Raw genomic sequence first — 22562 nt, 5'->3', positions numbered from 1 at the left:
GCATCGGCTATGGCGCCGGATGAGGGGTCTCTATCCGCGGAGACAGACCCCTCACCCAAGCGAGTATGTGGCTAGCGATGTACATGCCCTCTCCCACAAGGGGAGAGGGCGCAATAACCGCCAATCGAAGAGCGGATGCAGGAGCGCCCCATGTCCCAACCGCTGCTGATCGAGCACAACGACGGCGTCGATACGGTGACGCTCAATCGGCCCGAAAACCTCAACGCGCTCGATCCCGCGCTGATCGATGCGCTCAACGTCTATTTCCAGGGCCTCCAGCGCAACCGCGATACGCGCGTCGTTGTGCTCAAGGGCGCCGGCAAGAATTTTTGCGCCGGCCTCGACCTCAAGGCGGCGATGGCCCGCCGTGCCGGGCAGCAGGAACTACCCGGCGTCACCGAGTCGCTCGACTCGCAGCGCCGCATTGCCGACATCGTGATGCTGATGCGGCGTTGTCCGCAGCCGATCATCTCTCTGGTGCAGGGCGCGGCGGCCGGCGGCGGATTCGCTCTGGCACTTGCCTCCGACATCCGCATCGCGACCAAGTCGGCGCGGATGAACTGCGCCTTCATCAAGCTCGGCCTTGGCGGCTGCGATATCGGAACCAGCTACTTTCTGCCGCGGCTCGTCGGCGTCTCGGTCGCATCCGAGCTGATCCTGACCGGACGTTTCATCGGTGCCGAGCGTGCGCTCGCGGTCGGGCTCGTCTCGGAAGTCGTCGACGAAGACAAGCTCGACGAAGCCGCTGAACCTTACGTCGATGCGATGATGACGGCCTCACCCGTGGGGCTGCGCCTGTCAAAAGAATGTCTCAACATGAGCGTCGATGCGGGATCGCTGGAAGCCGTGATCGCGATAGAGGACCGCAACCAGGTCCTGTGCAGTCGCTCCGAGGAATTTTCGGAAGGCATCAGGGCCTTCCTTGAGAAGCGAAAGCCTGTCTATATCAGGCGCTGAACGAGAACGATCCGCAAAGGACGATAATTCCGGGAGACGCAAAATGAGTGGAAGTGCGGCGGCAGTGATGACGAAGCCCGCCTTTCGCAAGGTCGAGTGGCTCGCGCGCGATATCAACGTCGAGCGCCGCGACGACGGCACGGTGGTGCTGAAGTCGCGCATTCCGCTGCAAGCCTACGAGACGCATCTTCCGGCCTCGCTGGCGAAATGGGCGAGGCAAGCGCCCGAGCGCATCTGGCTCGCGCAGCGCGGCGGAGCGAACCGCGAATGGCGCAAGGTCTCCTATGGCGAAGCCAAGCGCACTGTGGATGCGCTGACACAGGCGTTGCTCAATCTCAAGCTCGACGGCAGGCCGGTCACGATCCTCTCCGGCAATTCGATCGAGCACGCGCTGATGACGCAGGCCGCGATGCAGGCGCGCTCTCCTGCGGCACCGGTGTCGCCGGCTTACTCCTTGATGAGCCACGATCACGTCAAGCTGAAATATCTGTTCGACCTGATCAAGCCGGCCGTGGTGATGGTGCAGGACGGCCCGACCTTCGAGAAGGCGCTGAACGCACTCGACCTCACCGGCGTCACCGTCGTTCACGTCGTGCGTCCCTGCGACGGCATCACGAGCGTCAGCTTTGCCGAGCTCGCGGCAACGTCCGTGACCGCCGATGTCGAAGCATCGATCGCGAAGATCACGCCGCAGACCGTCGGCAAGCTGTTGTTCACCTCCGGTTCGACCGGCATGCCTAAGGCGGTCATCAACACGCAGGAGATGATGTGCGCCAATGCGGCGATGATGATGCAGGTGCGGCCGCGCGATCCCGGCGGTCCGATCTCGACCATGCTGGACTGGATGCCATGGAACCACACCATGGGCGGCAATGCGGCGTTTCACCCGGTGCTGGTCGACGGTGGCACGCTCTATATCGATGACGGCCGGCCGATGCCGGGCCAGTTCGAGGAGACGCTGCGGAATCTGCGCGAGATCTCGCCGACCTATTACGCCAACGTGCCGGCCGGCTATGCCGCGCTCGCGGCGGCGATGGAGAAGGACGATGCGCTGTGCCGCTCGTTCTTCAAGAACCTGTCGATCATGGCCTATGGCGGCGCGCGGCTGCCCGACGATCTCTATGAGCGCATGCAGGCGCTCGCGGTGAAGACGACCGGCGAGCGCATCGTGTTCTACACCGGCTGGGGCTCGACCGAGACGGCGCCGACCTCGACCGGCACCTATTGGGACACCGAGCGCGTCGGCCTGATCGGCCTGCCGTTCCCCGGCGTCGAATTGAAGATGGTGCCGTGCGGCTCGAAATACGAATTGCGCCTGCGCGGCGTCAACGTCACGCCCGGCTATTTTGGTCAGCCGGACCTGACGAAGAAGATGTTCGACGAGGAAGGCTTTTACTGCATCGGCGATGCCGGCATCTTCGTCGACGATGCCGATCCGGTGAAGGGCATCATCTTCGCCGGCCGCGTCGTGGAGGACTTCAAGCTCACCACCGGCACCTTCGTCCATGTCGGATCGCTCCGCACTGACGCGATCGCCGCGGCGACGCCCGTTGTGCATGACGCGCTGGTTGCCGGGCAGGATCAATGCTCGATCGGTCTGCTGGCATGGCCGAACCTGCACGCCTGTCGCCAGCTCGTCGGCAATCCCGATTTGAGCTTCGAGGATGCTGTAAAACATCCCGAGGTGATCGCCTGCTTCAGACGTGGCCTCGAAGCACACAACACGGAATGTGGCGGCGCCAGCAGCCGCGCTATCGCGCGCGCAATGCTGATGGCCGAGCCGCCCTCCATCGACGGCAATGAGCTCACCGACAAGGGCTACATCAACCAGCGCGCCGGCCTGGAACGCCGCGCCGCGCTGGTGGAGCGGCTTTATGCGGACAGGCCGGATCAGGACGTGATCGTGCTGCGATGAAGACGCAACTCTCTCAACTCGTCATTCAGGGATGGCCCGAAGGGCCAGGCCCGGAATCCATAACCCCGGCTGGTGGATATGGATTCCGGGCTCGCGCTCCGCGCGCCCCGGAATGACGGCGCAAATAAATGACAACGAATAAACAAGGGTAGCCCGCCATGAACTTCGATTTCTCCGACGACCAGAAACAGCTCCGCGACCAGGCGCGCAAATTCCTCACCGAAAAATGCTCGCCCAAGGCGGTGCGCGTCGTGCTCGACGGCAAGGCGCCTTACGACAAGGAGCTCTGGAAGGGCCTCGCCGAGATGGGCTTTCTCGGCGTCGCGATCCCCGAGGAGTTTGGCGGCGCTGGCGCGGGTCATCTCGAGCTTTGCGTGATCGCCGAGGAAATGGGCCGTGCCAACGCGCCGGTGCCGTTCTCCTCGACCGTCTATCTTGCCGCTGAAGCGCTGCTGATCGCGGGCAGTGACGCGCAGAAGAAGAAATGGCTGCCGGCCATCGCTTCGGGGGACGCGATCGGCACGCTGGCGCTGTTCGAGGGCAGGGGCAATCCGTCGCCGAAGAACGTCAAGCTCACCGCTGCGAATGGCGTGCTCAACGGCGTCAAGAGGCCGGTCGCCGATGGTGCGATCGCCGATTTCGCCGTGGTTGCCGCGCGCGCGGGATCGAGCGGTCGCGACGGCGACATCTCGCTGTTCCTCGTCGACCTCAAGGCCGGTGGCGTCGAGGTGAAAAGCCTGACCAATCTCGATCCGACCCGCGGGCAGGCCGAGATCACCTTCAAAGACTGCAAGGCCGAGCCGCTGGGAGCTGCGGGTGAAGGCTGGAGCATTTTGACCCAGGTGCTCGACCGCGCCGCGGTGCTGTGCGCCTTCGAGCAGGTCGGTGGCTCCGACCGCGCGCTGGAGATGGGCCGCGACTACGCGCTCGATCGCATCGCCTTCGGCCGCCAGATCGGCTCGTTCCAGGCAGTGAAGCACATGCTCGCCGACATGTACGTCTCGGCGACGCTGGCGCGCTCGAACAGCTATTACGGCGCCTGGGCGCTCTCGACCAACGCGGCCGAGCTGCCGGAAGCCGCAGCCGCCGCACGCATCAGCGCGACGCAGGCGTTCCAGCACTGCGCCAAGAACAACATCCAGGTTCACGGCGGCATGGGCTTCACCTGGGAGTTCGACTGCCACATGTACTACCGCCGCGCCAACGCCATGGCGCTGGGGCTCGGCAGCCTGTCCTATTGGGAAGACCAGTTGATCGACCGCATGCGGAAGAAGAACGCGGCGTAACGACAGGTGATTTGTAGGATGGGTAGAGCGTAGCGAAACCTATCATGACGCGGGTGGTCTGACAGATGGGTTTCGCTTCGCTCTACCCATCCTACGACGCCGGCGAAGGATGACAGACCATGAATTTCGACGACACCCCGCAGGAAGCCGAATTCCGCGCCACCGCGCGCGCATGGATCGGTGCGAACGCGCCCAGGCAGTACGAGGAAGAGCTGCGCAAATCCTCGCTCGGCCGCACCCAGCTCAAGAACGCCAATATTCTCGAGGTCGCCAAGGCCTGGCAGAAGAAGAAGGCCGATGCCGGCTGGGCCTGCCTGCACTGGCCGAAGGAGTACGGCGGGCGCGGCTCGTCGCCGATCGAGCGGGTGATCTGGCAGCAGGAAGAAGGGCCGTTCGGCCAACTCTCCCGCATGTTCATCATCGGTCACGGCATGTGCGGGCCGACCATGATGGCGTTCGCGCGCGAGGAGCATAAGCGCACCTATCTGCCGCCGCTCGCATCCGGCGAAAAGGTCTGGTGCCAGCTGTTCTCCGAACCGGCCGGCGGCTCCGACGTCGCTGGGCTGCGCACGCGCGCGGAAAAGGATGGCGACGACTGGGTGATCAACGGCCAGAAGATCTGGACGTCGGGGGCGCATTATTCCGACTACGGCATCCTGCTCACGCGCACCGATCCGACCGTGCCCAAGCACAAGGGTCTCACCATGTTCTTCCTGGACATGAAGAGCCCGGGCGTCGAGGTACGGCCGATCAAGCAGGCGAGCGGTGCATCCGACTTCAACGAGGTCTATTTCACAAACGTCCGCATTCCCGATCATCAGCGTCTCGGCGAGGTCGGTGACGGCTGGAACGTCTCGCTGACCACGTTGATGAACGAGCGCAGCGCGATCGGCGCGGCCGTCTCGACCGGTTTCCCGGAGCTGTTCGAATATTGCTCCAGCCTGATGCTCGACGACGGCCCGGCGATCGAGGATCGTGCGGTGCGCTCGAAACTTGCGAACTGGGCGGCGAAGGCGAGCGGGCTGAAGTACACCAGCATGCGCGCGATCTCGGCGCTGTCGAAGGGCGACCGCCCGGGTCCGGAGAATTCCATCGGCAAGCTGGTGGCGGGCTCGATGATCCAGGACGTCGCGACCTACGCGCTGGACCTGCAGGGTGCGAGCGGCGTGATCAGCGGCGAGGATGCTGAACTCGTCGGCCGTTTCCAGGCGATGCTCTTGCGCGCGCCGGGCACGCGCGTCGAAGGCGGCACCGACGAGATCATGCGCAACATCATCGCCGAGCGGGTGCTGGGCCTGCCCGGCGATATCAGGGTCGACAAGGACGTGCCGTTCAACAAGATCCCGACGAAGGGAAGAGGTTAGAATCGTAGGGTGGGCAAAGGCGCGTAGCGCCGTGCCCACCAATTCTGTCGAGAACGAGGGAAGGTGGTGGGCACGCTTCGCTTTGCCCACCCTACGCACCGAGCAAGAATTGAGAGGTTCGCCATGAATTTCGACGACACCCCGCAGGAAGCCGCTTTCCGCGAGACCGCGCGCAAATGGGTCGAGGCCAACGCGCCGAAGGAGCTACATGCTGAGCTGTCAAAATCCTCGCTCGGCCGCATCCGGCTTGCCAATCACGACATCGTCGATGTTGGCAAGGCCTGGCAGAAGAAGAAGTTCGAAGGCAATTGGGCCTGCCTGCACTGGCCGAAGGAATATGGCGGCCGCGACGCCACGCCGATCGAGAAGGTGATCTGGCAGCAGGAGGAGGGCGTCTACGGCAAGTTGACGCAGCCGTTCCAGATCGGCGAGGGCATGTGCGGCCCGACCGTGATGGCTTTTGGCAGCGAGGACGCCAAGCGCCGCCATCTGCCGAAGCTCGCCTCCGGCGAAGAGATCTGGTGCCAGCTGTTCTCCGAACCGTCCGCCGGCTCCGACGTCGCGGGCCTGCGCACGCGCGCGGAGAAGAAGGGCGACAATTGGGTCGTCAACGGCCAGAAGATCTGGACCTCGGGCGCGCATTATTCCGACTTCGGTCTGTTGATCGCGCGCACCGATCCGAATGTGCCCAAGCACAAGGGTCTCACCATGTTCTTCCTGGACATGAAGAGCCCGGGCGTCGAAGTGCGGCCGATCAAGCAGGCCAACGGCATGCAGGAGTTCAACGAGGTCTATTTCACCGATGTGGTGATATCAGACAGCCAGCGCCTCGGCGCCGTCGGCGAGGGCTGGAGCGTGTCGCTGACGACGCTGATGAACGAGCGGATGTCGATCGGCTCGCGGCTTGCGACCGGCGTCCCTGAAATGTTCGAGTTCTGCTCCAATCTGATGCTCGAGGACGGGCTCGCCATCGACGATCCCGCCGTGCGCTCGAAACTCGCGGGCTGGGCGGTGAAGTCGAGCGGGCTGAAATACACCAGCTACCGCGCGATCTCGGCGCTCTCGAAAGGCGATCGGCCGGGGCCGGAGAATTCGATCGGCAAGCTCGTCTCGGGCATGATGCTCCAGGACATCGCGACCTACGCCATGAACCTCCAGGGCGCGGCCGGTGTTCTCACCGGCGCGGACGAGGAGACGGTGCAGGGCCAGTTCCAGCAGATGCTGCTGTCCTCGCCCTCGATGCGCATCGCCGGCGGCACCGACGAGATCTTGCGCAACATCATCGCCGAGCGTGTGCTGGGATTGCCGGGCGACATCCGCGTCGACAAGGACGTGCCGTATAACAAGATCCCGACGAAGGGTCGGTGATCCAGCCGATCGCTGTATCGCGTAGGGTGGGCAAAGCGAAGCGTGCCCACCATATGCAGATGCGCCGGGGTAAGTCTGTCGGTGGGCACGGCGCTATCGCGCCTTTGCCCACCCTACGAGGAGCGCGAGCTAATTCATGGATGCAAAAGTGAGCCAGACCCAGGACCGCATCGGCGTGCTCGAAGAGCTCCTCAACGAGCGCTACTCCGTCCGTGCCTTCCTGCCCAAGCAAGTCGACCGTGCGACCATGGAGCATGTGCTGGCCACCGCGCAGCGCACCGCGTCCTGGTGCAACAGCCAGCCCTGGCAGGTCATCATCGCCAGCGGCGAGGCCAAGGAGCGTTTTCGCCAGTTGATCTACAAGGAGGCCTCAGGCGGCCTCGGCGACGACTACGACTTCACCCCGCCGCGCGAATATGTCGGTGTCTATCTCGAGCGCCGCCGCGAGAGCGGTTTTCAGCTCTACAACACGCTCGGCATCGCCCGCGGCGACAGAAGCGCCTACGCAAAGCAGGCGCTGGAGAACTACAATTTCTTCGGCGCGCCGCATGTCGCGATCATCCACACCAACGAGCCGCTCGGCATCTACGGTGCGATCGATTGCGGCGCCTATGTCTCGAATTTCATGCTGGCCGCGCAGGCGCTCGGGCTCGGTACCATTCCACAGGCGGCGCTGGCGCGCCACTCCGGCCTGATCCGCCGCCACTTCAACCTGCCCGACGATCGCCGCGTGGTCTGCGGCATCTCGTTCGGCTATGCCGACGACGCCCACAAGGTCAACAGCTACCGCACCTCGCGCGCGAGCGTCGCCGACACCGCCACGTTCGCGGACGAATGAGCCCGTCTCGCGCCCGCCATCCGGCTTTCACACACGCGTAAAGGCGGCCGCAGAAACGGCCGCCTTCACATTCGTCTCGGTCCGGTTGACGCGGCCGTTATCCGCCGCTGCCGCCGATCACGGCGCGCACGGTCTCGTCGGGCCCGAAGTCCTCGGCACCATCGACATAAAGCAGCGCAGCGAGCTTCGAGCGCGCACGATTGACGCGGCTCTTGATCGTGCCGACGGCACAGCCGCAGATCGAAGCTGCGTCCTCATAGGAGAAGCCGGAGGCGCCGACGAGGATCAAGGCCTCGCGCTGGTCCTGCGGAAGCTTCTCGAGCGCGCCGCGGAACTCCTCGAACTCGAGATGCGCGTTCTGCGACGGCTGCGTCTTCAGCGTCTTGGCATAGTTGCCCTCGGCATCCTCCACCTCCCGCCGCCGCTTGCGATAGTCGGAGCGGAACAGGTTGCGAAGGATCGTGAACAGCCACGCCGGCAGGTTTGAGCCGGGCTGGAACGAGTCGATGTTGGCGAGCGCACGCAGAAGCGTTTCCTGCACCAGATCGTCGGCGCGGTCGGCATTGCCGCTCAGCGAGATCGCGAACGCGCGCAGACTTGGCACGGCCGCGAGGATGTCGTCACGCAGGGAGTCCGTGAGAGGCATTAATCCCTCCCATTGTTGTCGTTGGAGCCCCCAGCCCCATTCTCGTTTTGAGATCCGCCTCCCGGCGCATCAAGCTTCTTGATCAGTTCCGCGAACCGGTCCGGAACCCCCTGCCGCACCACGTCGTCGTACATGGCGCGCAGCTGGTGGCCGATCCGGGACTGAATCTCCGGAGTGAGGCCTCCCTTGCCGGGGGTCGTGCTTTTGCTGGCTTGAGACTTGAGATCTTTCATGACCTGTTCCACGTTTCCCCGAGTTAAGTAACTGTAAAATCGAGAAGTTCTCTCAACCGGGAGCCGTTCCCTGAATAGGCACAATTCCAGGTTCGACAAAAAGTTCCCAGATAAGCGGAACTTTTCTTGGCGTGAGGCGTAGACAGCCCAGCAGGGGAACCCGGGCCTCCCCGCTTGTTGCCTGGTTCGTCAAGGTTGGCCCGAAGATGAATGGAGTGGGGATGTCCCGTTCGCAGCTTGTTGCTGAACACTTGCCGTTGTTGCGCCGGTACGCGCGCGCCCTGACGGGCAGCCAGGCCTCCGGTGACGCCTATGTCGCAGCCATGTTGGAAGCGATGCTCGGAGATCCGTCCGTGCTCGACGAGAGCCATGGTCCGCGCGCCGGCCTGTTCCGGCTGTTCACCCAGATATGGAATTCGGTCTCCGTCAACGACGATGCCGAGGTGACGACCTTGCCGATGCCGCCGGAGCGGCGGCTGTCGAACATCACCCCGCTGCCGCGGCAGGCGTTCCTGCTGCTCTCGCTCGAGGGATTCTCGGAAGAGGAAGTCGGCTACATCCTCGGCACCGACGTCGCCGAGACGCGGCGGCTTGCTGATGCCGCGGGACGCGAGATGGCGGCCGAGATCGCGACCGACGTGCTGATCATCGAGGACGAGACCTTCATCGCCATGGACCTCGAGAGCCTGGTGAAGAATCTCGGTCACAATGTCGTCGGCGTCGCGCGCACCCATGCCGATGCGGTGGCGCTGGCCAAGAACAAGCGGCCGGGCCTGATTCTCGCCGACATCCAGCTCGCCGACGGCTCGTCGGGCCTGGACGCCGTCAACGAGCTGCTCCGTACCTTCGAGGTGCCGGTGGTGTTCATCACCGCCTATCCGGAGCGCTTCCTGACCGGCGAGCGCCCCGAGCCGGCGTTCCTGATCTCAAAGCCGTTCCAGCCCGCGATGGTGTCGGCGGTGGCGAGCCAGGCGCTGTTCTTTCAGCGCAACTCACGCAACCGCGCGCCGAAGGCGCCGGCGGCGTAAGCAAGCTTCCATTGGAACGGAAAATGGCGCGCCGCAAAGCGCGCCATTTTTTCGTTCGCCCACCCCTGCTCAACAACCTCGGCAGATGCTGTTGAGCTTGGCCTTCAACTTGGGTTCGTCCGCCCATGGCTCGACCAAGCGTTGCACTCCGTCGAGAGTCATGAAGATGGTCATCCGCTGGAGGTCGTCCTTGGCCTCGGAAGGCGGCTTCGGAAATGGTTCGCTTCGCTCCACCATTTTGAGAGCTGCCGCATCCAGGGGCGGGGAGCCTGTGCTTTCCACCAAAGCGTGCGAGATCAATTGGCCTGAGCGATTGATCACGAATGTGACGCCGGCATTGCCTATCTGACCCATCGCCTCCGGAGGAAGCACCCTGTGGCGCCAGACATGTTCAGTGGCCGCCTTGCGCCAGGCGGCCATGGCATCGTCATCCGTGAGCACGGGACTCGGCCTTAGCACTAACCCGGAAGGCTGCATCAGGAATTGACGGCGGTCGAAGACAATCGGCACTGTCAACGTGAATGACTCATCCTTGAGCTCCGAAGGCGGCGCCGGAAAGGGTTGGGCACGGGCGACGATCTGCAGCGCGGCAACGTCGAGCGGCCGAGAGCCGGTGCTCACGGCCAGAGCCTGCGAGATCAACCTGCCAGACCGGTCGATGACGAATGTGACCCTGGCTTCGCCGGTTTGCCCTAGTGCTTCAGCCGGAAATTGCCTGTAGCTGGCTATGTGGGCCGACAGCCTCGCCTTCCAGGCCGTCGCGCGTTCGGTCTGCACATCTGTCTGTGCGTGTATGGGGAAAACCGCCAACCATCCGAGAAGCGCGGCCAACAAGGGGAATTTCATCTGCATCGGTGCGGATACTAATCTCGGTCAGGTTGATTGCAAGGCTCGTTACCCGTATCGCGTTCACGCGGCTGTGGGCAATTCGAAGGGCCGGGAAGCCCGCTTGACGGCGGTCAAATTGCCTCGTTCATACGTCGGGTCGATGACATCAGTCGCGACCTCGAGCCGCCAGGAGATTTTTCATCATGGACCAGCAACTCCTCGATCGCCTCGCCATCCGCGACCTCGTCGAGAACTGGGCGGTGTGGCGCGACGCCGGCGACTGGGAGCGTTTCGCCACGGTCTGGCATGACGAGGGCTGGATGTCCGCCACCTGGTTTCAGGGGCCGGCGCGGGATTTCATGCGGGTCAGTCAGGAGGGGTTTGCCAAGGGCGTGCGCATCCTGCATTTCCTCGGCGGCACCAGCATTGATCTCGCAGGCGCGCGCGCCATTGCGCAAACCAAGATGACGATCTCGCAGCGTGCCCTGGTGCATGACGTGCTCTGCGACGTCGTCTGCACCGGTCGCTTCTACGATTTCCTGGAGAAGCGGCATGACCAATCAGGTATTGGCCAATGGGGCATCGTCCGCCGCCAGCCGATCTACGAGAAGGACCGGATCGATCCGGTCGATCCCGCCGCGACGCTTCAACTCGACCAAAAAGCGCTCGCCGCACTGCCCGAAGGCTACCGCCACCTCGCCTACATGCAGGAATTGATCGGCTACAAGGTCAAGCGCGACATGCCGGGCCTGATCGGCACTGAAGTCGAGAAGCTCTATGGCGAGGGGCGGGACTGGCTCGCGGGGAAGCCGAAGTGAGGCTCAGACAAAAGTAAGGCGCGACTGGCATCACCACAGTCGCGCCCTACGTCGCCGGCTTATGGGGCAGGGGGGAATAGCCGGCTGTTGAGACGACTCTCGGGCCTGAGAGTCGTTCCAGGCGGGTGAAAATTTTTTTGTGCGGCCTTTTTATGCGCCCTACCGTGAATTTCGCACACGGTTAAGTGATCTTAACGGCTGAGAACTGCCGGTCCTCCCATCGCGTTGTTCCCGTGATCGCCATGGGGCGAGGGATCGACAGCCATGTTGCAGATGCAAAAGGTATTTTTGGGTGTTGTCGCGATTGCCGCGACGCTTGGTGCCGTCCAGGTCGGTGCCGTCCAGCTGGCCTCTGGCCATGATCTGGCCGACCGCTGGCAGGCGGTCGCCGACAGGCCCACGCAAGATGCGGGTCACAACGTCAACCGTTCCGGCAAGGCCGACCGGTTCGCCGACGTCAAGCAGGCCCCGGTTCCCACCCGCACCGTGTCGATGCGGCTGAACGATCTGGCCGAGACGTCGGTGCTGCTGCGGGTCCGCGCGGTCATCGAGACCGGCAACGCCAAGCCGCCGGTGCTGCTCCAGAACCGGAAGCAGGGTCCCAAGAGGCCGACGATTGCCTGCGAGCCGATGGTCAGCTCCCTGACCGAGGTCGCAAAGCTGCTCCAGCCCGGCCGCTGTGTGACCTGATTCTTCTTCGCCGCCCCTGGCCGCCACGGACAAATCGCCTTCCCGCCGGGAGGGCGATAGTTCACGTCCACTTGATCCCCTATCCCCTCGCGTTATATCCCGGGTTTCTTTCCCCTTTGATTGACCGGGTAAACGCATGACGACGTCAGATACGGCCGCGCATACGCAGCCTTTCCAGGCCGAGGTTTCCGAGCTTTTGCACCTCATGGTGCACTCCGTCTATTCCGAGACCGACATCTTCCTGCGCGAGCTCGTCTCCAACGCATCGGACGCCTGCGACAAACTGCGCTATGAAGCCATCGCCAGCCCGGCGCTGCTGGGCGAGGGCGACGCGCTCAAGATCCGGATCATCCCCAACAAGACGGCCGGAACGCTCACGATCGCCGACAACGGCATCGGCATGGAGCGCCAGGAGCTGATCGACCATCTCGGCACCATTGCCCGCTCCGGCACCAAGGCGTTCGTCTCGAAGCTGAAGGAGGCCAAGGACGGCCTCGGCCTGATCGGCCAGTTCGGGGTCGGCTTCTATTCCGCCTTCATGGTCGCCGAGAAGATCGTCGTCGTCAGCCGGCGTGCTGGCGAGAGCGACGTGTGGAGCTGGACGTCCTCCGGCGGCTCCGGCTTCGAGATCGCGCACGCAAGCGATGAGGAAGTGGCGCGCGTGGCACGCGGCACCGAGATCGTCCTGCACCTGAAGGACGACGCCAAGAAGTATCTCGAGACCTACGAGATCGAGCGCATCGTCAGTGCCTATTCCGACAACATCCTGTTCCCGATCGGGCTGGTGCCGGAAGAGGGCGAGCCGCGCCAGATCAACTCGGCGAGCGCGCTGTGGCAGCGTTCCAAGTCCGAGCTGACGGCCGAGGACTACAAGAAGGCCTATCAGCAGATCGCCTCCGCCTTCGACGATCCCGCGATGACGCTGCACTACCGCGCGGAAGGCCGCTATTCCTACGCCGTGCTGCTGTTCGCGCCGTCGACGAAGCCGTTCGACCTGTTCGAGCCGAACCGCAAGGGCCGGGTGAAGCTTTACGTCCGCCGCGTCTTCATCACCGACGATGCCGATCTGCTGCCCGGCTATCTCCGCTTCATCCGCGGCGTGGTCGACAGCGAAGATCTCCCGCTCAACATCTCGCGCGAGATGCTCCAGAACAATCCGCAGCTCGCGCAGATCCGGAAAGCCGTGGCGACCCGAGTCGTGTCCGAGCTGGAAAGCCTTGCCGACAAGGACCCGGAGAATTTTGCCAGGATCTGGGACGCCTTCGGCGCAGTGCTGAAAGAAGGCATCTACGAGGATTTCGAGCGGCGCGAAAAGCTGCTGTCCTTGTCGCGCTTCACCACCACCTCGGGCGAGAAGCGTTCGCTGAAGGACGTCATCGCCGGTTTCAAGCCGAACCAGACCGAGATCTATTATCTCGTCGGCGACAGCATCGAGCGGCTGAAGTCCAATCCGCGGCTGGAAGCCGCGACCGCGCGCGGCATCGAGGTGCTGCTGCTGTCGGATCCGGTCGACGCCTTCTGGACCTCGATGCCATCGGAGTTCGACGGCAAGCCGCTGAAATCGCTGAGCCAGGGCGATCTCAATCTCGACCTGATCCCGCGCACCGACGAGGCCGACGAGGCGAAGCAGGACGAGCCGGCCGCAGACGAGGCCGCCACCATCGCGGTGATCAAGGCCGCGCTCGGCGAGCGCGTCAGCGACGTCAAGGTCTCGACGCGCCTCACCAGCTCCGCCTCCTGTCTCGTCGCCGACAGCCAGGGCCCGAGCCGCGAGCTCGAGCGCATTCTGTCGCAGCAGAACCGCGGCATGCGCACCAAGCCGATCCTCGAGATCAATCTGCGCCATCCGCTGGTAACGGCGATCACCAGGGCGCAGGCCGGCTCCAGGGCGGTCGACGATCTCAGCCTGCTCCTGCTCGAACAGGCGCAGATCCTGGACGGCGAATTGCCCGAAGACCCTGCCGCGTTTGCGGCAAGGCTCAACCGGCTGGTCCTGCAGGGGCTGGGCGGGTAGCGCGCGCAGCGCACCCTGCTCACCTTGCCGTCATCCGCCGGAGGAACAGTCGCCTCCGGCGTGGTGTTATGCCATAGGAGGACGTCGGCATCAGATCCGACGCCGCCATCGATTCGAGGATGTCTCCATGCGCCTGCCTGTCCTGACCCTCACCGCGATTGCCACGCTGTTCGTGGCGGCAGATGCCGACGCCCAGACCTATGATCCACGCTATCCGGTGTGCATGCACGTCTATACTTCGGGCGGCCGGGGCGGTGGCGGCGACTATTACGACTGCTCCTTCACCTCGATCCCGCAGTGCCGGGCCACGGCGTCGGGCCGCGCGGCGAGCTGCGATGTCAATCCCTATTACGCCTACAACGAACCGCCGCCGCCCCCGCGCAAGCGTCACAAGAAGGTGCAGTAGTTGTTCGCGATGCGGCACGCAGCAACATCCCTCATGCGTTTCTCATCCGGCCTGATCATCACCGTCGGCGCGCTGACCGCAGCTGCGCCGTCGCATGCGCAGACCTTTGATCCCAGCTTTCCCGTCTGCATGCACGTCTATTCCGGCGCGAACGGTGGCGGCGGGGAGTGGTACGATTGCTCCTTCACGTCGCTGCCGCAGTGCCGCGCCACGGCGTCGGGCCGCGCCGCGACCTGCGATCTCAATCCGTATTATCCGGTCAACGTTGCGCCGCCGCGCCTACGCTACAGGCGAGGCGGCTAGCGCCCACCGCCCGTTCAGCTGCGAATCCGGCGGAGCATGCAGAACTAGGTGCCGTGAGGCGCCTAGTTGGCAGCGGCGACGATCGCGTCGGTCAATTGCCACGTCATCTTGTCCGTGGTCCAGTCGCTGGCGTGCAGCCTGTCATCATCGCCCGGGTCGACCATGCGGTCGAACGAAATCCTCGCGACATCGTACCAGCCCTTCATCAGCCCGAAGCGACGAAAGACGTTGACGCCCTTCACATCCGCGATCTCGCTGATCGCCTCGACCATGGCCTCCGTCTTTTTGCGCTTGGCCGGTGTCAGCAGCGCCGGCACATATTGAAGGTCCATCAGGATCACGTCGATCCGCTCGGCGTCGAGCAGCCGGTCGACACCTTCGCGGATGGCCTTCTTGGTGTCCGCGAACGAGGGGCCGCCGGCTTGCCACACCGAATTGGTGCCGACCTGCCAGATGACGAGATCGGGATTCAGATCGAAGACGTCATGGTCGAACCGCTTGAGCTCAGCACGGGCCTCTTCGCCGCCGACACCCCGGTTGATCACTTCGACCGCGACATTTGGAAATCGTATCCGAAGATTCGCCAGCAGCCGCTGCGGATAGGGAGCGATGCCTCCTTCGCCCGCCGTGGTCGACGAGCCGATCGCAACCACCCTGGCCTGCCCACCCTCCACGCGGCCGGCGAAATTCTTCAGGCGCTGATCGAACGGCGCGGCCTGCACCGGAAACTCTGACGGATCGTGAGCCACGGGACGTCTCCCTTTCGTAGCCATGACAACGCAGGGTAGAAAAGCATAGCCCGTTTACCAGGGGGCGCCTAGCCTCGGTGAGGCCGGATCGCTACCCCGTCCTGACTCCCGACAACTTCGACCACCTTGCGCCAGCGGTCGGTCTCCGCCGTCTGCATGCCGCCGAACTCGCCCGCGTCGGATGGCTAGAGTTAATCACGTACTAACCTGGCTTTACCTTGTCTCTTAACACCTGGGCAGGGCGTGCGAGCTAAGCTTGAGGAAACAGCAGATACGTTCCGAGAGAATGGACGGCATGACCACCCGCGTCATTGAGCAACCGAAAGTCGCGCGCGCACCTTCGGCTTCAAAGATCTGGCTGAAGGCGATCGAGCTCACCGCGCGCATCGAGACGCTGCCGGGCCGGCTGTTCGCCGACGTCGTCGACGATTGGGCGCAGCGTCAGCCCGCTCGCACCGCGCTGGTCGCAGATGAGACAACGATCGACTACGCAGGCCTCTCGAAGCGCATCAACCGCTATGCGCGCTGGGCGCGCTCGGCCGGCGTGGCCAAGGGTGATGCCGTCGCGCTGATCATGCCGAACGGCATCGACTATGTTGCCGCGTGGCTCGGCATCAGCCGGGTCGGCGGCGTGGTCGCGCTGATCAACACCAAGCTCGTCGGCCAGTCGCTCGCGCATTGCGTCGATGTAGCCAGGCCGTCGCACATCATCGTCGCGTACGAGCTCATGGAAGCGTTGGACGGCGCGTCGCCGCACCTGAAGACAGAAGCAAAAGTCTGGACCCATGGCGATGCCCGCAGCGAGCGCGCGATCGACGTCGCACTTGCCGCGCTCGAGGACGGGCCGCTCTCGCCGGACGAGCATGGCGACGTGACGATCAACGACCGGGCCCTGCTGATCTACACCTCCGGGACCACCGGCCTTCCGAAGGCGGCGAGCATCAGCCACCGCCGCATCCTCAACTGGGGCTTCTGGTTCGCCGGCCTCACCGGCGCCAGCCCGCAGGACCGGCTCTATGACTGCCTGCCGCTGTTCCACTCGGTCGGCGGCATCGTCGCGCCGTGCAGCATGCTCGCCGCCGGCGGTTCGGTGGTGATCGCGGAGAAATTCTCGGCCTCGAACTTCTGGCCCGACATCGTGCGGCACGATTGCACGCTGTTCCAGTACATCGGCGAGCTCTGCCGCTACCTTCTGAAGGCGGCGCCGTCCGAATACGAGAACCGTCACCGCCTGCGGCTCGTCTGCGGCAACGGCCTGCGCGGCGACATCTGGGAGGATTTCCAGAACCGCTTCGCCATTCCGCGCATCCTCGAATTCTATGCGGCGACGGAAGGCAATTTCTCGCTGTTCAACGTCGAGGGCCAGCCGGGTGCGATTGGTCGCGTTCCGCCATTGCTCGCGCATCGCTTTCCGGCGGGGCTCGTCAAGCTCGATCCTGATAGTGGTGCACCGCTGCGCAACGAAGAGGGCTTTTGCGTTGCCTGCGCCAGGGGCGAGGCTGGCGAAGCCATCGGCCGCATCGGCACCGCGGATGAAGGCGGCGGCCGCTTCGAGGGCTATACCGACGCCGGCGAAACCGAGAAGAAGATTTTGCGCGACGTCTTCGCCAAGGGTGATGCCTGGTTCCGCACCGGCGATCTGATGCGGCTCGACGACAAGGGTTTCTTCCATTTCGTCGACCGTATCGGCGACACCTTTCGTTGGAAGGGTGAGAACGTCGCGACATCGGAAGTCAACGACGCCGTGCGCGATTTCACCGGCGTGATCGATGCCACCACCTATGGCGTCAGCATCCCCGGCACCGACGGCCGCGCCGGCATGAGCGCCATCGTCGTCAACGAGGGGTTTGACATCGAGGGGCTACCCGCCCATCTCGCGCAGCGTTTGCCGGCTTACGCCCGCCCCGTCTTCATCCGTATCTCGCGCGAGCTCGACGCGACCGAGACGTTCAAGCAGAAGAAGGGCGAGCTGGCTCGCGAGGGCTTTGATCCGGGGCTGATAAGCGATCCGCTGTTCATGCTCGACCCGAAATCCGGCGCCTACATCGCCTTGGACGCGGACGTGCACGCAGGGATCATCGATGGCGCGATCAGGCTCTAGCCGCACGAAAATCCGCCAGATAGGTCCAATTTTATCTGAATTGTCCAAGAAGCCATTTACTTCTGTCGGGTAAACAACACGGGCCTTGGGGAGGCGGTCATCAAGAGCCGCTGCAACACGAACCATCAATAACAAGAGTGAGCCAGCCATGTCGGTAAGGTCTAAGGTCATCGAAGCGATCCAGCAGATCGCCAAGGAGCAGCACGTCACGCTTCCTGCACTCTCGGACGATCTGTCCCTGCACGAGACGGGTTTCGATTCCCTCGCCTTCGCAATTCTGGTGGCGCGCCTCGAGGACGAGACCGGCGTCGATCCCTTCACCATTTCCGAGGACGTAGCGTTCCCCGCCACCGTGGGCGATTTCGTGCGGGCCTACGAAAATGTCCCCGCGTGAGATTTTCGCGCTTCGCGACTATCTGAGCCCGGAGCTCAAGGGCCGCACGATCTCCGATACCCATCATGTGGTGTCGCTGACGGATGTCCTGGGGCATACGGTTCTGGGCGGCCGCCTGCGTGAGCTGGCGGGCCGCTCTGTCCTGCTGAAGCTGTCGGACCAGCTCAAATCGGGCCTCGCCATGATCGAGCTCGATGGTGTCGCGCGGCGCATGCTGCTGTGCCCGCCCGATCTCAATCCGGCGCATCTCGATGCGCTGATCGCGGACGCCGAGATCGATGCCGTCGTCACCGACGAGCCCGCGCAATGGGCCGCAAAGGCGGTCGTGCTCGTCGTCACCGCGCAATTGCCGCTTCAGGCCGCCACGCCGGCCAGGACCGAACGCGCCACCGAATGGCTGATGCTGACGTCCGGCACGTCGGGCGTACCAAAAATCGCCGGCCATACGCTGGAAGCATTGACGGGCGCCATCGTCGCCGAAGGCCCTGCGCGCGGACCCGCGCCGGTCTGGGCGACATTCTACGATATTCGCCGCTATGGCGGCCTGCAGATTTTCCTGCGCGCGGTTCTCTCCGGCGGCTCGATGGTGCTGTCCGATCCGCATGAAGTGCTCGGCGACCACGTCGCGCGCCTGAACGCGCGCAACGTGTCGCATATCTCCGGCACGCCCTCGCACTGGCGCAAGCTCTTGATGAGCGGCTCGGCCGCACAGTTCGCGCCGGGATACGTCCGTCTGTCCGGCGAGATCGCCGATCAAGCGGTGCTCGACGGGTTGAAAGCAGCGTTCCCCAATTCTTCCGTCGGTCACGCCTATGCCTCGACCGAGGCGGGCGTCGGCTTTGCCGTCAATGACGGGCTGGAGGGCTTTCCGGCCGATTATCTCGGCAACCGCAACGGTGTCGAGATGAAGGTCGTTGACGGCTCGCTGCGCATCCGCTCGACGCGCACGGCGCATGCTTACATCGGCCGCAATGCGGCCGCGCTGACCGATGACGACGGGTTCGTCGACAGCGGCGACATCGTCGAGTTGCGCGGTGACCGCTATTATTTCGTCGGCCGCCGCGGCGGCATCATCAATATCGGCGGGCTGAAGGTTCACCCCGAGGAGATCGAGGCGGTCATCAACCGCCATGCCGACGTGCGGATGTCGCGGGCGAAATCGCGCCGCAGCCCGATCACCGGCGGCATCGTCGTCGCGGACGTGATCCTTGCCGACGGCACCGATCAGGCGCGGGTGAAGGAGATCCGCGACCAGATCCTGGATCGGTGCCGCGCGCAGCTCGCTTCTCACAAGGTGCCGGCGGTGATCCGCTTCGTCGAGGCGCTCGACGTCACTCCGGCCGGCAAACTGGCGCGCACCGATGCATAATGTCCTCGTCACCGGCGGCAGCCGCGGCATCGGCCTTGCGATCGGCAAGCGGCTGGCTGATGCCGGTTATAATGTGATTGCGGCGGCACGGCGCGAGAGCGAAGAGCTCAGGGCGGCGATCGGCCTCTCCGAAGGGCGCCTGCATTTCCGCGCCTGCGATCTCGCCGTGATCGACGCGATCCCGGCGTTCGCGAAGCTTATCCGCGACGAGTTCGGCCCGATCTACGGCCTCGTCAACAATGCTGGCCTCGGCACCGAAGGCCTGCTCGCCACCATGCACAATTCCGAGATCGAGGCGCTGGTGCAGCTCAACGTGCTGTCGCCGATCATCCTCACCAAATATGTCGCGCGCCAGATGATGGCGGACGGTGCCGGCCGCATCATCAACATCTCCTCGATCATCGCGACCACGGGCTATAACGGCCTGTCCGTCTACGGCGCGACCAAGGCCGCCGCCACCGGCTTCACCCGCTCGCTCGCGCGCGAGGTCGGCAAGCTCGGCATCACCGTGAACGCGATCGCGCCTGGTTTCATCGACACCGAGCTAACCCACAATCTCTCCGACGAAGGACGCAAGCGCATCGCCGGCCGCAGCGCGCTGCGTCGCCTGCCGGAGACCGACGATGTCGCGCGCATGGTGGAATATCTGCTCGGTGAGGGCGGCCGCAACGTCACCGGCACCGTATTCACGATCGATGCCGGGAATACGGCGTAAGCGGAACTCCGCCGCCACGATTGAGTTGATCCGTCGCGATGACATCAAGCCGGATTTGGTCGTAAGATGCCCCGCAATCGATTGGCTTACGTCAATCGATCTGCCCTAATCGAGAGGGAGCAGTCGATGGCCACTTCAAACATGACCGCTTCAAATCAAGCTCGGATCGAGGAGCCTCGCGCGAAGCCGGACGATGTCCATTGCCCCCCGATGACGCATCAGAATTCCGGCGGACACGGTCATGAAATGTATCCGCAGCAATTTGTGCGCCTGGTCGGCTGCCACGACCTCTCTCTCGACGCCCTGCGCAAGCGCGAGGACGAAAAGCTGCACTAGGCGTTCACTTCGGCAGGTCAATCCGCTCGCGTGAAAATTCCGGCGGCCCTTCGGTCAGGCGGCGTATGCGGCGTTCGCGTTCGTCCGTTGGCAATGCGGGGTCGAGCAGCCGCTCGATCTCGTGCACGGCCAGCGCCTCGATCCTGGTGGCGTCGGATGCGACCGGCTGGGCCGACGAGAATGCCGGGGGCGCGACCTTCAGGCCCAGTTCGACCAGCTTGCAGATCGCAGCCGAACGCGACAGGTGATGAGCTTCAGCCCAGGCGTCGACGGCCGCGGTCAGTGCTTCCGGCATCTTCACCGCGCTGAGCGGATCGAGCCCCGTGCGCCGGCGCACCGGAGCCGTCGAGTCCTTGTTGCCGAAGTCGGGCACTTCGATCATCCCATGTAATCTCTGGATATGCCCCTACCATAGCCGCTCTTCCGGCCGGCTGTTTGACGCCGATCAATGACGGACTGCGGCATTTGCAGCGTGGCGCGATCTTGTTGTCGGGGTGCATTTCGGCCAATGATCGGGAATCGAAAGAGGAGCGCCGGCCGGCGAACCCGGATCGATCCTGCCTCGTATCTTCCTCGGACGCGCTTCCCAACCATCCGGCATCACTCGATGACATCAGGCGAATCCTTCTACGGCAGCATTCCCGTCTTTCGCGGCTTCACCAGCCTGATGGACCCCGCGCTCTATTCGCCATTACCTGACGACTGGAGCATCGGCGTTGCCGACATCGTCGATTCCACCAAGGCGATTGCGGCGCAGCGCTACAAGGCGGTCAACATGGCCGGTGCCGCCGTGATCGCGGCGGTGACGAACGCATTGGAGGGACGCGAATTCCCCTTCGTGTTCGGCGGCGACGGCGCGAGCTTTGCGGTCGCGCCTTCCGATGTCGAGACCGCCCGCGACGCGCTGGCCGCGACCGCGACCTGGGTGCGGGAAGATCTCGATCTCAAGATGCGCGTCGCGCTGGTGCCGGTGAGTGCGATCCGCGCGCAAGGGCTCGACGTGCGCGTCGCACGCTTCGGTCCGTCGGCCAATCTGTCCTATGCGATGTTTTCCGGCGGCGGGCTCGCCTGGGCCGACGCCGCCATGAAGCGCGGCGAGTTCGCGGTCGCCGAGTCGCCCGCCGGCACGCAGCCCGATCTTTCCGGCCTGTCCTGCCGCTTCGAGGTGATGCCGTCCGCGCGCGGCCTGATCCTTTCGGTGCTGGTGATGCCGGCGCGCGGTGCCGATCCGCAAGCCTTCCGCAAGGTGATCGAGGACATCATTCATCTCGTCGAGCGCAGCCCGGATGGCGGCCGCCCGGTGCCGCCGCAGGGGCCGCCGCTGAAATGGCCGCCGCAGGGGCTGGAATTCGAAGCCCGCACCAGGCGTGGCGGCCCGCTGATTGCGCGTCGCGCCAGCGTCCTGGCCTACACGCTGTTCGTCTATCTGATCATGCGTTTCGACCTCAACGTCGGCGGCTTCGTGCCAAACATCTACAAGCGCCAGGTGGTCGAGAATTCAGACTTCCGCAAATACGACGATGGCCTGCGCATGATCCTCGACTGCACCCCGCAGCTCGAGCGCGCCTTGAGCGACCGTCTCGCGGCTGCGGCGCGCGAGGGCATCGTGCGCTACGGCCTCTATCAGCAGGACGCCGCGATGATGACCTGCTTCACGCCGTCGGCGTTGCGCAGCGACCACGTCCATTTCATCGACGGTGCGCGCGGCGGCTACGCGTCGGCGGCGACGGCGTTGAAGGCGATGATGGCGGGCGCGAGCTAGCGTCCCGCGCGCGTCCAGGTCTCGCCGCCGCACAGCGCGCCGACGCAGCCTTCGACCCGCAGCGAATCCGCACCAGTCACGGAGACGTTGCTCGCATAGGTGCTGCCGTCATCGGCATTATAGATCTGGCCCGACCATTTGTTCGGCCCTGAGGGCTCCATGCTGCTGAACAGCGGCAGGCCGATCATCGCGCGTTTGGCGAGCGCAGGATTGGGATTCTTGCTGTCGGTCGCAGGCTGGCCGGTCGCGGTGTCATAGGGCTCGCGCAGCCAGACGATATGGCCGCAGATGCCGCCGCCGCATTTGCTGATCTTGACGCGCGCATCGCCGGCCTGGGTCAGCCAGGTCCCATCGGCGCTCTGCGCGTGGGCGGCAGTCGCACCAAACAGCGTAGTCAGGATGACGGAAAGGATGGCGAATCTGCCGAACATAGAGAGCCCCC

At 64.3% G+C, this 22562-nt stretch carries 24 protein-coding genes; 18 read left to right on the top strand and 6 right to left on the bottom strand.

Going from position 1 to position 22562, the window contains the following annotated elements; genetic code table 11:
• Positions 1-150 precede the first annotated feature (150 nt).
• From IVB46_RS14860 to IVB46_RS14835, 6 genes are all read left to right on the top strand, one after another.
• On the top strand, positions 151-957 hold the full coding sequence (locus IVB46_RS14860; RefSeq protein WP_247315838.1) for an enoyl-CoA hydratase/isomerase family protein: 807 nt from the start codon (positions 151-153) through the stop codon (positions 955-957).
• 43 nt (positions 958-1000) lie between these two features.
• Positions 1001-2872 carry an AMP-binding protein gene (locus IVB46_RS14855; RefSeq protein ID WP_247315836.1) on the top strand — a complete coding sequence of 624 codons (1872 nt, stop codon included), beginning with the start codon at positions 1001-1003 and terminating at the stop codon, positions 2870-2872.
• Positions 2873-3030: 158 nt separating this feature from the next.
• On the top strand, positions 3031-4158 hold the full coding sequence (locus IVB46_RS14850) for an acyl-CoA dehydrogenase family protein (protein ID WP_247315834.1): 1128 nt from the start codon (positions 3031-3033) through the stop codon (positions 4156-4158).
• Between the two features lie 119 nt (positions 4159-4277).
• Positions 4278-5522 (top strand): acyl-CoA dehydrogenase, encoded by a 1245-nt coding sequence (locus tag IVB46_RS14845; protein ID WP_247315832.1) that lies wholly within the window; start codon positions 4278-4280, stop codon positions 5520-5522.
• A 123-nt stretch (positions 5523-5645) separates the two neighbouring features.
• Entirely contained in the window at positions 5646-6890 is a 1245-nt protein-coding gene (locus IVB46_RS14840; RefSeq protein WP_247315831.1) for an acyl-CoA dehydrogenase, read from the top strand.
• A 136-nt stretch (positions 6891-7026) separates the two neighbouring features.
• Positions 7027-7728: a nitroreductase gene (locus IVB46_RS14835; RefSeq protein WP_247315829.1), complete on the top strand. Its 702-nt coding sequence runs from the start codon at positions 7027-7029 to the stop codon at positions 7726-7728.
• A gap of 97 nt (positions 7729-7825) precedes the next feature.
• On the opposite strand, the gene IVB46_RS14830 is transcribed toward IVB46_RS14835, so the two are convergent.
• Positions 7826-8374, bottom strand: coding sequence for a sigma-70 family RNA polymerase sigma factor (locus tag IVB46_RS14830; RefSeq protein WP_014491704.1), 549 nt, complete (start codon positions 8372-8374; stop codon positions 7826-7828).
• The gene (locus tag IVB46_RS14825) at positions 8374-8607 is read right to left on the bottom strand and encodes a NepR family anti-sigma factor (protein ID WP_045004093.1); all 234 of its coding nucleotides are present in this window, start codon (positions 8605-8607) and stop codon (positions 8374-8376) included. Before IVB46_RS14825 ends, IVB46_RS14830 begins: the two co-directional genes overlap by 1 nt.
• Positions 8608-8828: 221 nt before the next feature.
• Here IVB46_RS14825 and IVB46_RS14820 point away from each other — a divergent pair, with 221 nt between their 5' ends.
• The gene (locus tag IVB46_RS14820) at positions 8829-9635 is read left to right on the top strand and encodes a response regulator (RefSeq protein WP_014491706.1); all 807 of its coding nucleotides are present in this window, start codon (positions 8829-8831) and stop codon (positions 9633-9635) included.
• Between the two features lie 69 nt (positions 9636-9704).
• Here the strand turns inward: IVB46_RS14820 and IVB46_RS14815 are convergent, their stop codons facing one another.
• Positions 9705-10487, bottom strand: coding sequence for an energy transducer TonB (locus tag IVB46_RS14815; RefSeq protein WP_071909373.1), 783 nt, complete (start codon positions 10485-10487; stop codon positions 9705-9707).
• 179 nt (positions 10488-10666) lie between these two features.
• Between IVB46_RS14815 and IVB46_RS14810 the strand changes: the two genes are divergently transcribed.
• From IVB46_RS14810 to IVB46_RS14790, 5 genes are all read left to right on the top strand, one after another.
• The gene (locus IVB46_RS14810; protein WP_247315825.1) at positions 10667-11281 is read left to right on the top strand and encodes a nuclear transport factor 2 family protein; all 615 of its coding nucleotides are present in this window, start codon (positions 10667-10669) and stop codon (positions 11279-11281) included.
• Positions 11282-11545: 264 nt separating this feature from the next.
• On the top strand, positions 11546-11971 hold the full coding sequence (locus IVB46_RS14805) for a hypothetical protein (protein ID WP_071909388.1): 426 nt from the start codon (positions 11546-11548) through the stop codon (positions 11969-11971).
• Positions 11972-12107: 136 nt separating this feature from the next.
• Positions 12108-13985, top strand: a complete 1878-nt coding sequence (htpG, locus tag IVB46_RS14800; protein ID WP_247343034.1) for a molecular chaperone HtpG — start codon at positions 12108-12110, stop codon at positions 13983-13985.
• A gap of 127 nt (positions 13986-14112) precedes the next feature.
• The gene (locus tag IVB46_RS14795) at positions 14113-14391 is read left to right on the top strand and encodes a DUF3551 domain-containing protein (RefSeq protein ID WP_063985742.1); all 279 of its coding nucleotides are present in this window, start codon (positions 14113-14115) and stop codon (positions 14389-14391) included.
• A 33-nt stretch (positions 14392-14424) separates the two neighbouring features.
• Complete coding sequence (locus IVB46_RS14790) at positions 14425-14694, top strand: DUF3551 domain-containing protein (RefSeq protein ID WP_247315819.1); 270 nt, start codon at positions 14425-14427, stop codon at positions 14692-14694.
• A 62-nt stretch (positions 14695-14756) separates the two neighbouring features.
• Here the strand turns inward: IVB46_RS14790 and IVB46_RS14785 are convergent, their stop codons facing one another.
• A complete protein-coding gene (locus IVB46_RS14785; protein WP_247315817.1) occupies positions 14757-15443 on the bottom strand; it encodes a GDSL-type esterase/lipase family protein in 687 nt (228 codons plus the stop codon).
• A gap of 286 nt (positions 15444-15729) precedes the next feature.
• Here IVB46_RS14785 and IVB46_RS14780 point away from each other — a divergent pair, with 286 nt between their 5' ends.
• From IVB46_RS14780 to IVB46_RS14760, 5 genes are all read left to right on the top strand, one after another.
• Complete coding sequence (locus IVB46_RS14780) at positions 15730-17544, top strand: long-chain-acyl-CoA synthetase (RefSeq protein WP_247315814.1); 1815 nt, start codon at positions 15730-15732, stop codon at positions 17542-17544.
• A gap of 148 nt (positions 17545-17692) precedes the next feature.
• The gene (locus IVB46_RS14775) at positions 17693-17938 is read left to right on the top strand and encodes an acyl carrier protein (protein WP_014491754.1); all 246 of its coding nucleotides are present in this window, start codon (positions 17693-17695) and stop codon (positions 17936-17938) included.
• Positions 17925-19307 (top strand): class I adenylate-forming enzyme family protein, encoded by a 1383-nt coding sequence (locus IVB46_RS14770; protein WP_247315812.1) that lies wholly within the window; start codon positions 17925-17927, stop codon positions 19305-19307. The genes IVB46_RS14775 and IVB46_RS14770 overlap by 14 nt, the downstream gene beginning before the upstream one ends.
• Entirely contained in the window at positions 19300-20022 is a 723-nt protein-coding gene (locus tag IVB46_RS14765; protein ID WP_247315810.1) for an SDR family NAD(P)-dependent oxidoreductase, read from the top strand. Before IVB46_RS14770 ends, IVB46_RS14765 begins: the two co-directional genes overlap by 8 nt.
• A 126-nt stretch (positions 20023-20148) precedes the next feature.
• Positions 20149-20358, top strand: coding sequence for a hypothetical protein (locus IVB46_RS14760; RefSeq protein ID WP_155794867.1), 210 nt, complete (start codon positions 20149-20151; stop codon positions 20356-20358).
• A gap of 4 nt (positions 20359-20362) precedes the next feature.
• Here IVB46_RS14760 and IVB46_RS14755 read toward each other — a convergent pair whose 3' ends face one another.
• Positions 20363-20740: a hypothetical protein gene (locus IVB46_RS14755; RefSeq protein WP_166349001.1), complete on the bottom strand. Its 378-nt coding sequence runs from the start codon at positions 20738-20740 to the stop codon at positions 20363-20365.
• Between the two features lie 225 nt (positions 20741-20965).
• On the opposite strand from IVB46_RS14755, the gene IVB46_RS14750 reads away from it, so the two are divergent.
• Positions 20966-22120, top strand: a complete 1155-nt coding sequence (locus tag IVB46_RS14750; protein WP_247315808.1) for a DUF3095 domain-containing protein — start codon at positions 20966-20968, stop codon at positions 22118-22120.
• On the opposite strand, the gene IVB46_RS14745 is transcribed toward IVB46_RS14750, so the two are convergent.
• The gene (locus IVB46_RS14745) at positions 22117-22551 is read right to left on the bottom strand and encodes a DUF2147 domain-containing protein (protein ID WP_247315806.1); all 435 of its coding nucleotides are present in this window, start codon (positions 22549-22551) and stop codon (positions 22117-22119) included. The two genes, IVB46_RS14750 and IVB46_RS14745, sit on opposite strands and share 4 nt — an antisense overlap.
• Between the last annotated feature and the right edge of the window lie 11 nt (positions 22552-22562).

The organism is Bradyrhizobium sp. 61, assembly GCF_023073075.1.
In the GTDB taxonomy this organism is placed as follows: Bacteria; Pseudomonadota; Alphaproteobacteria; order Rhizobiales; family Xanthobacteraceae; genus Bradyrhizobium; species Bradyrhizobium barranii.
This window is presented reverse-complemented; position numbering and strand designations above follow the sequence as displayed.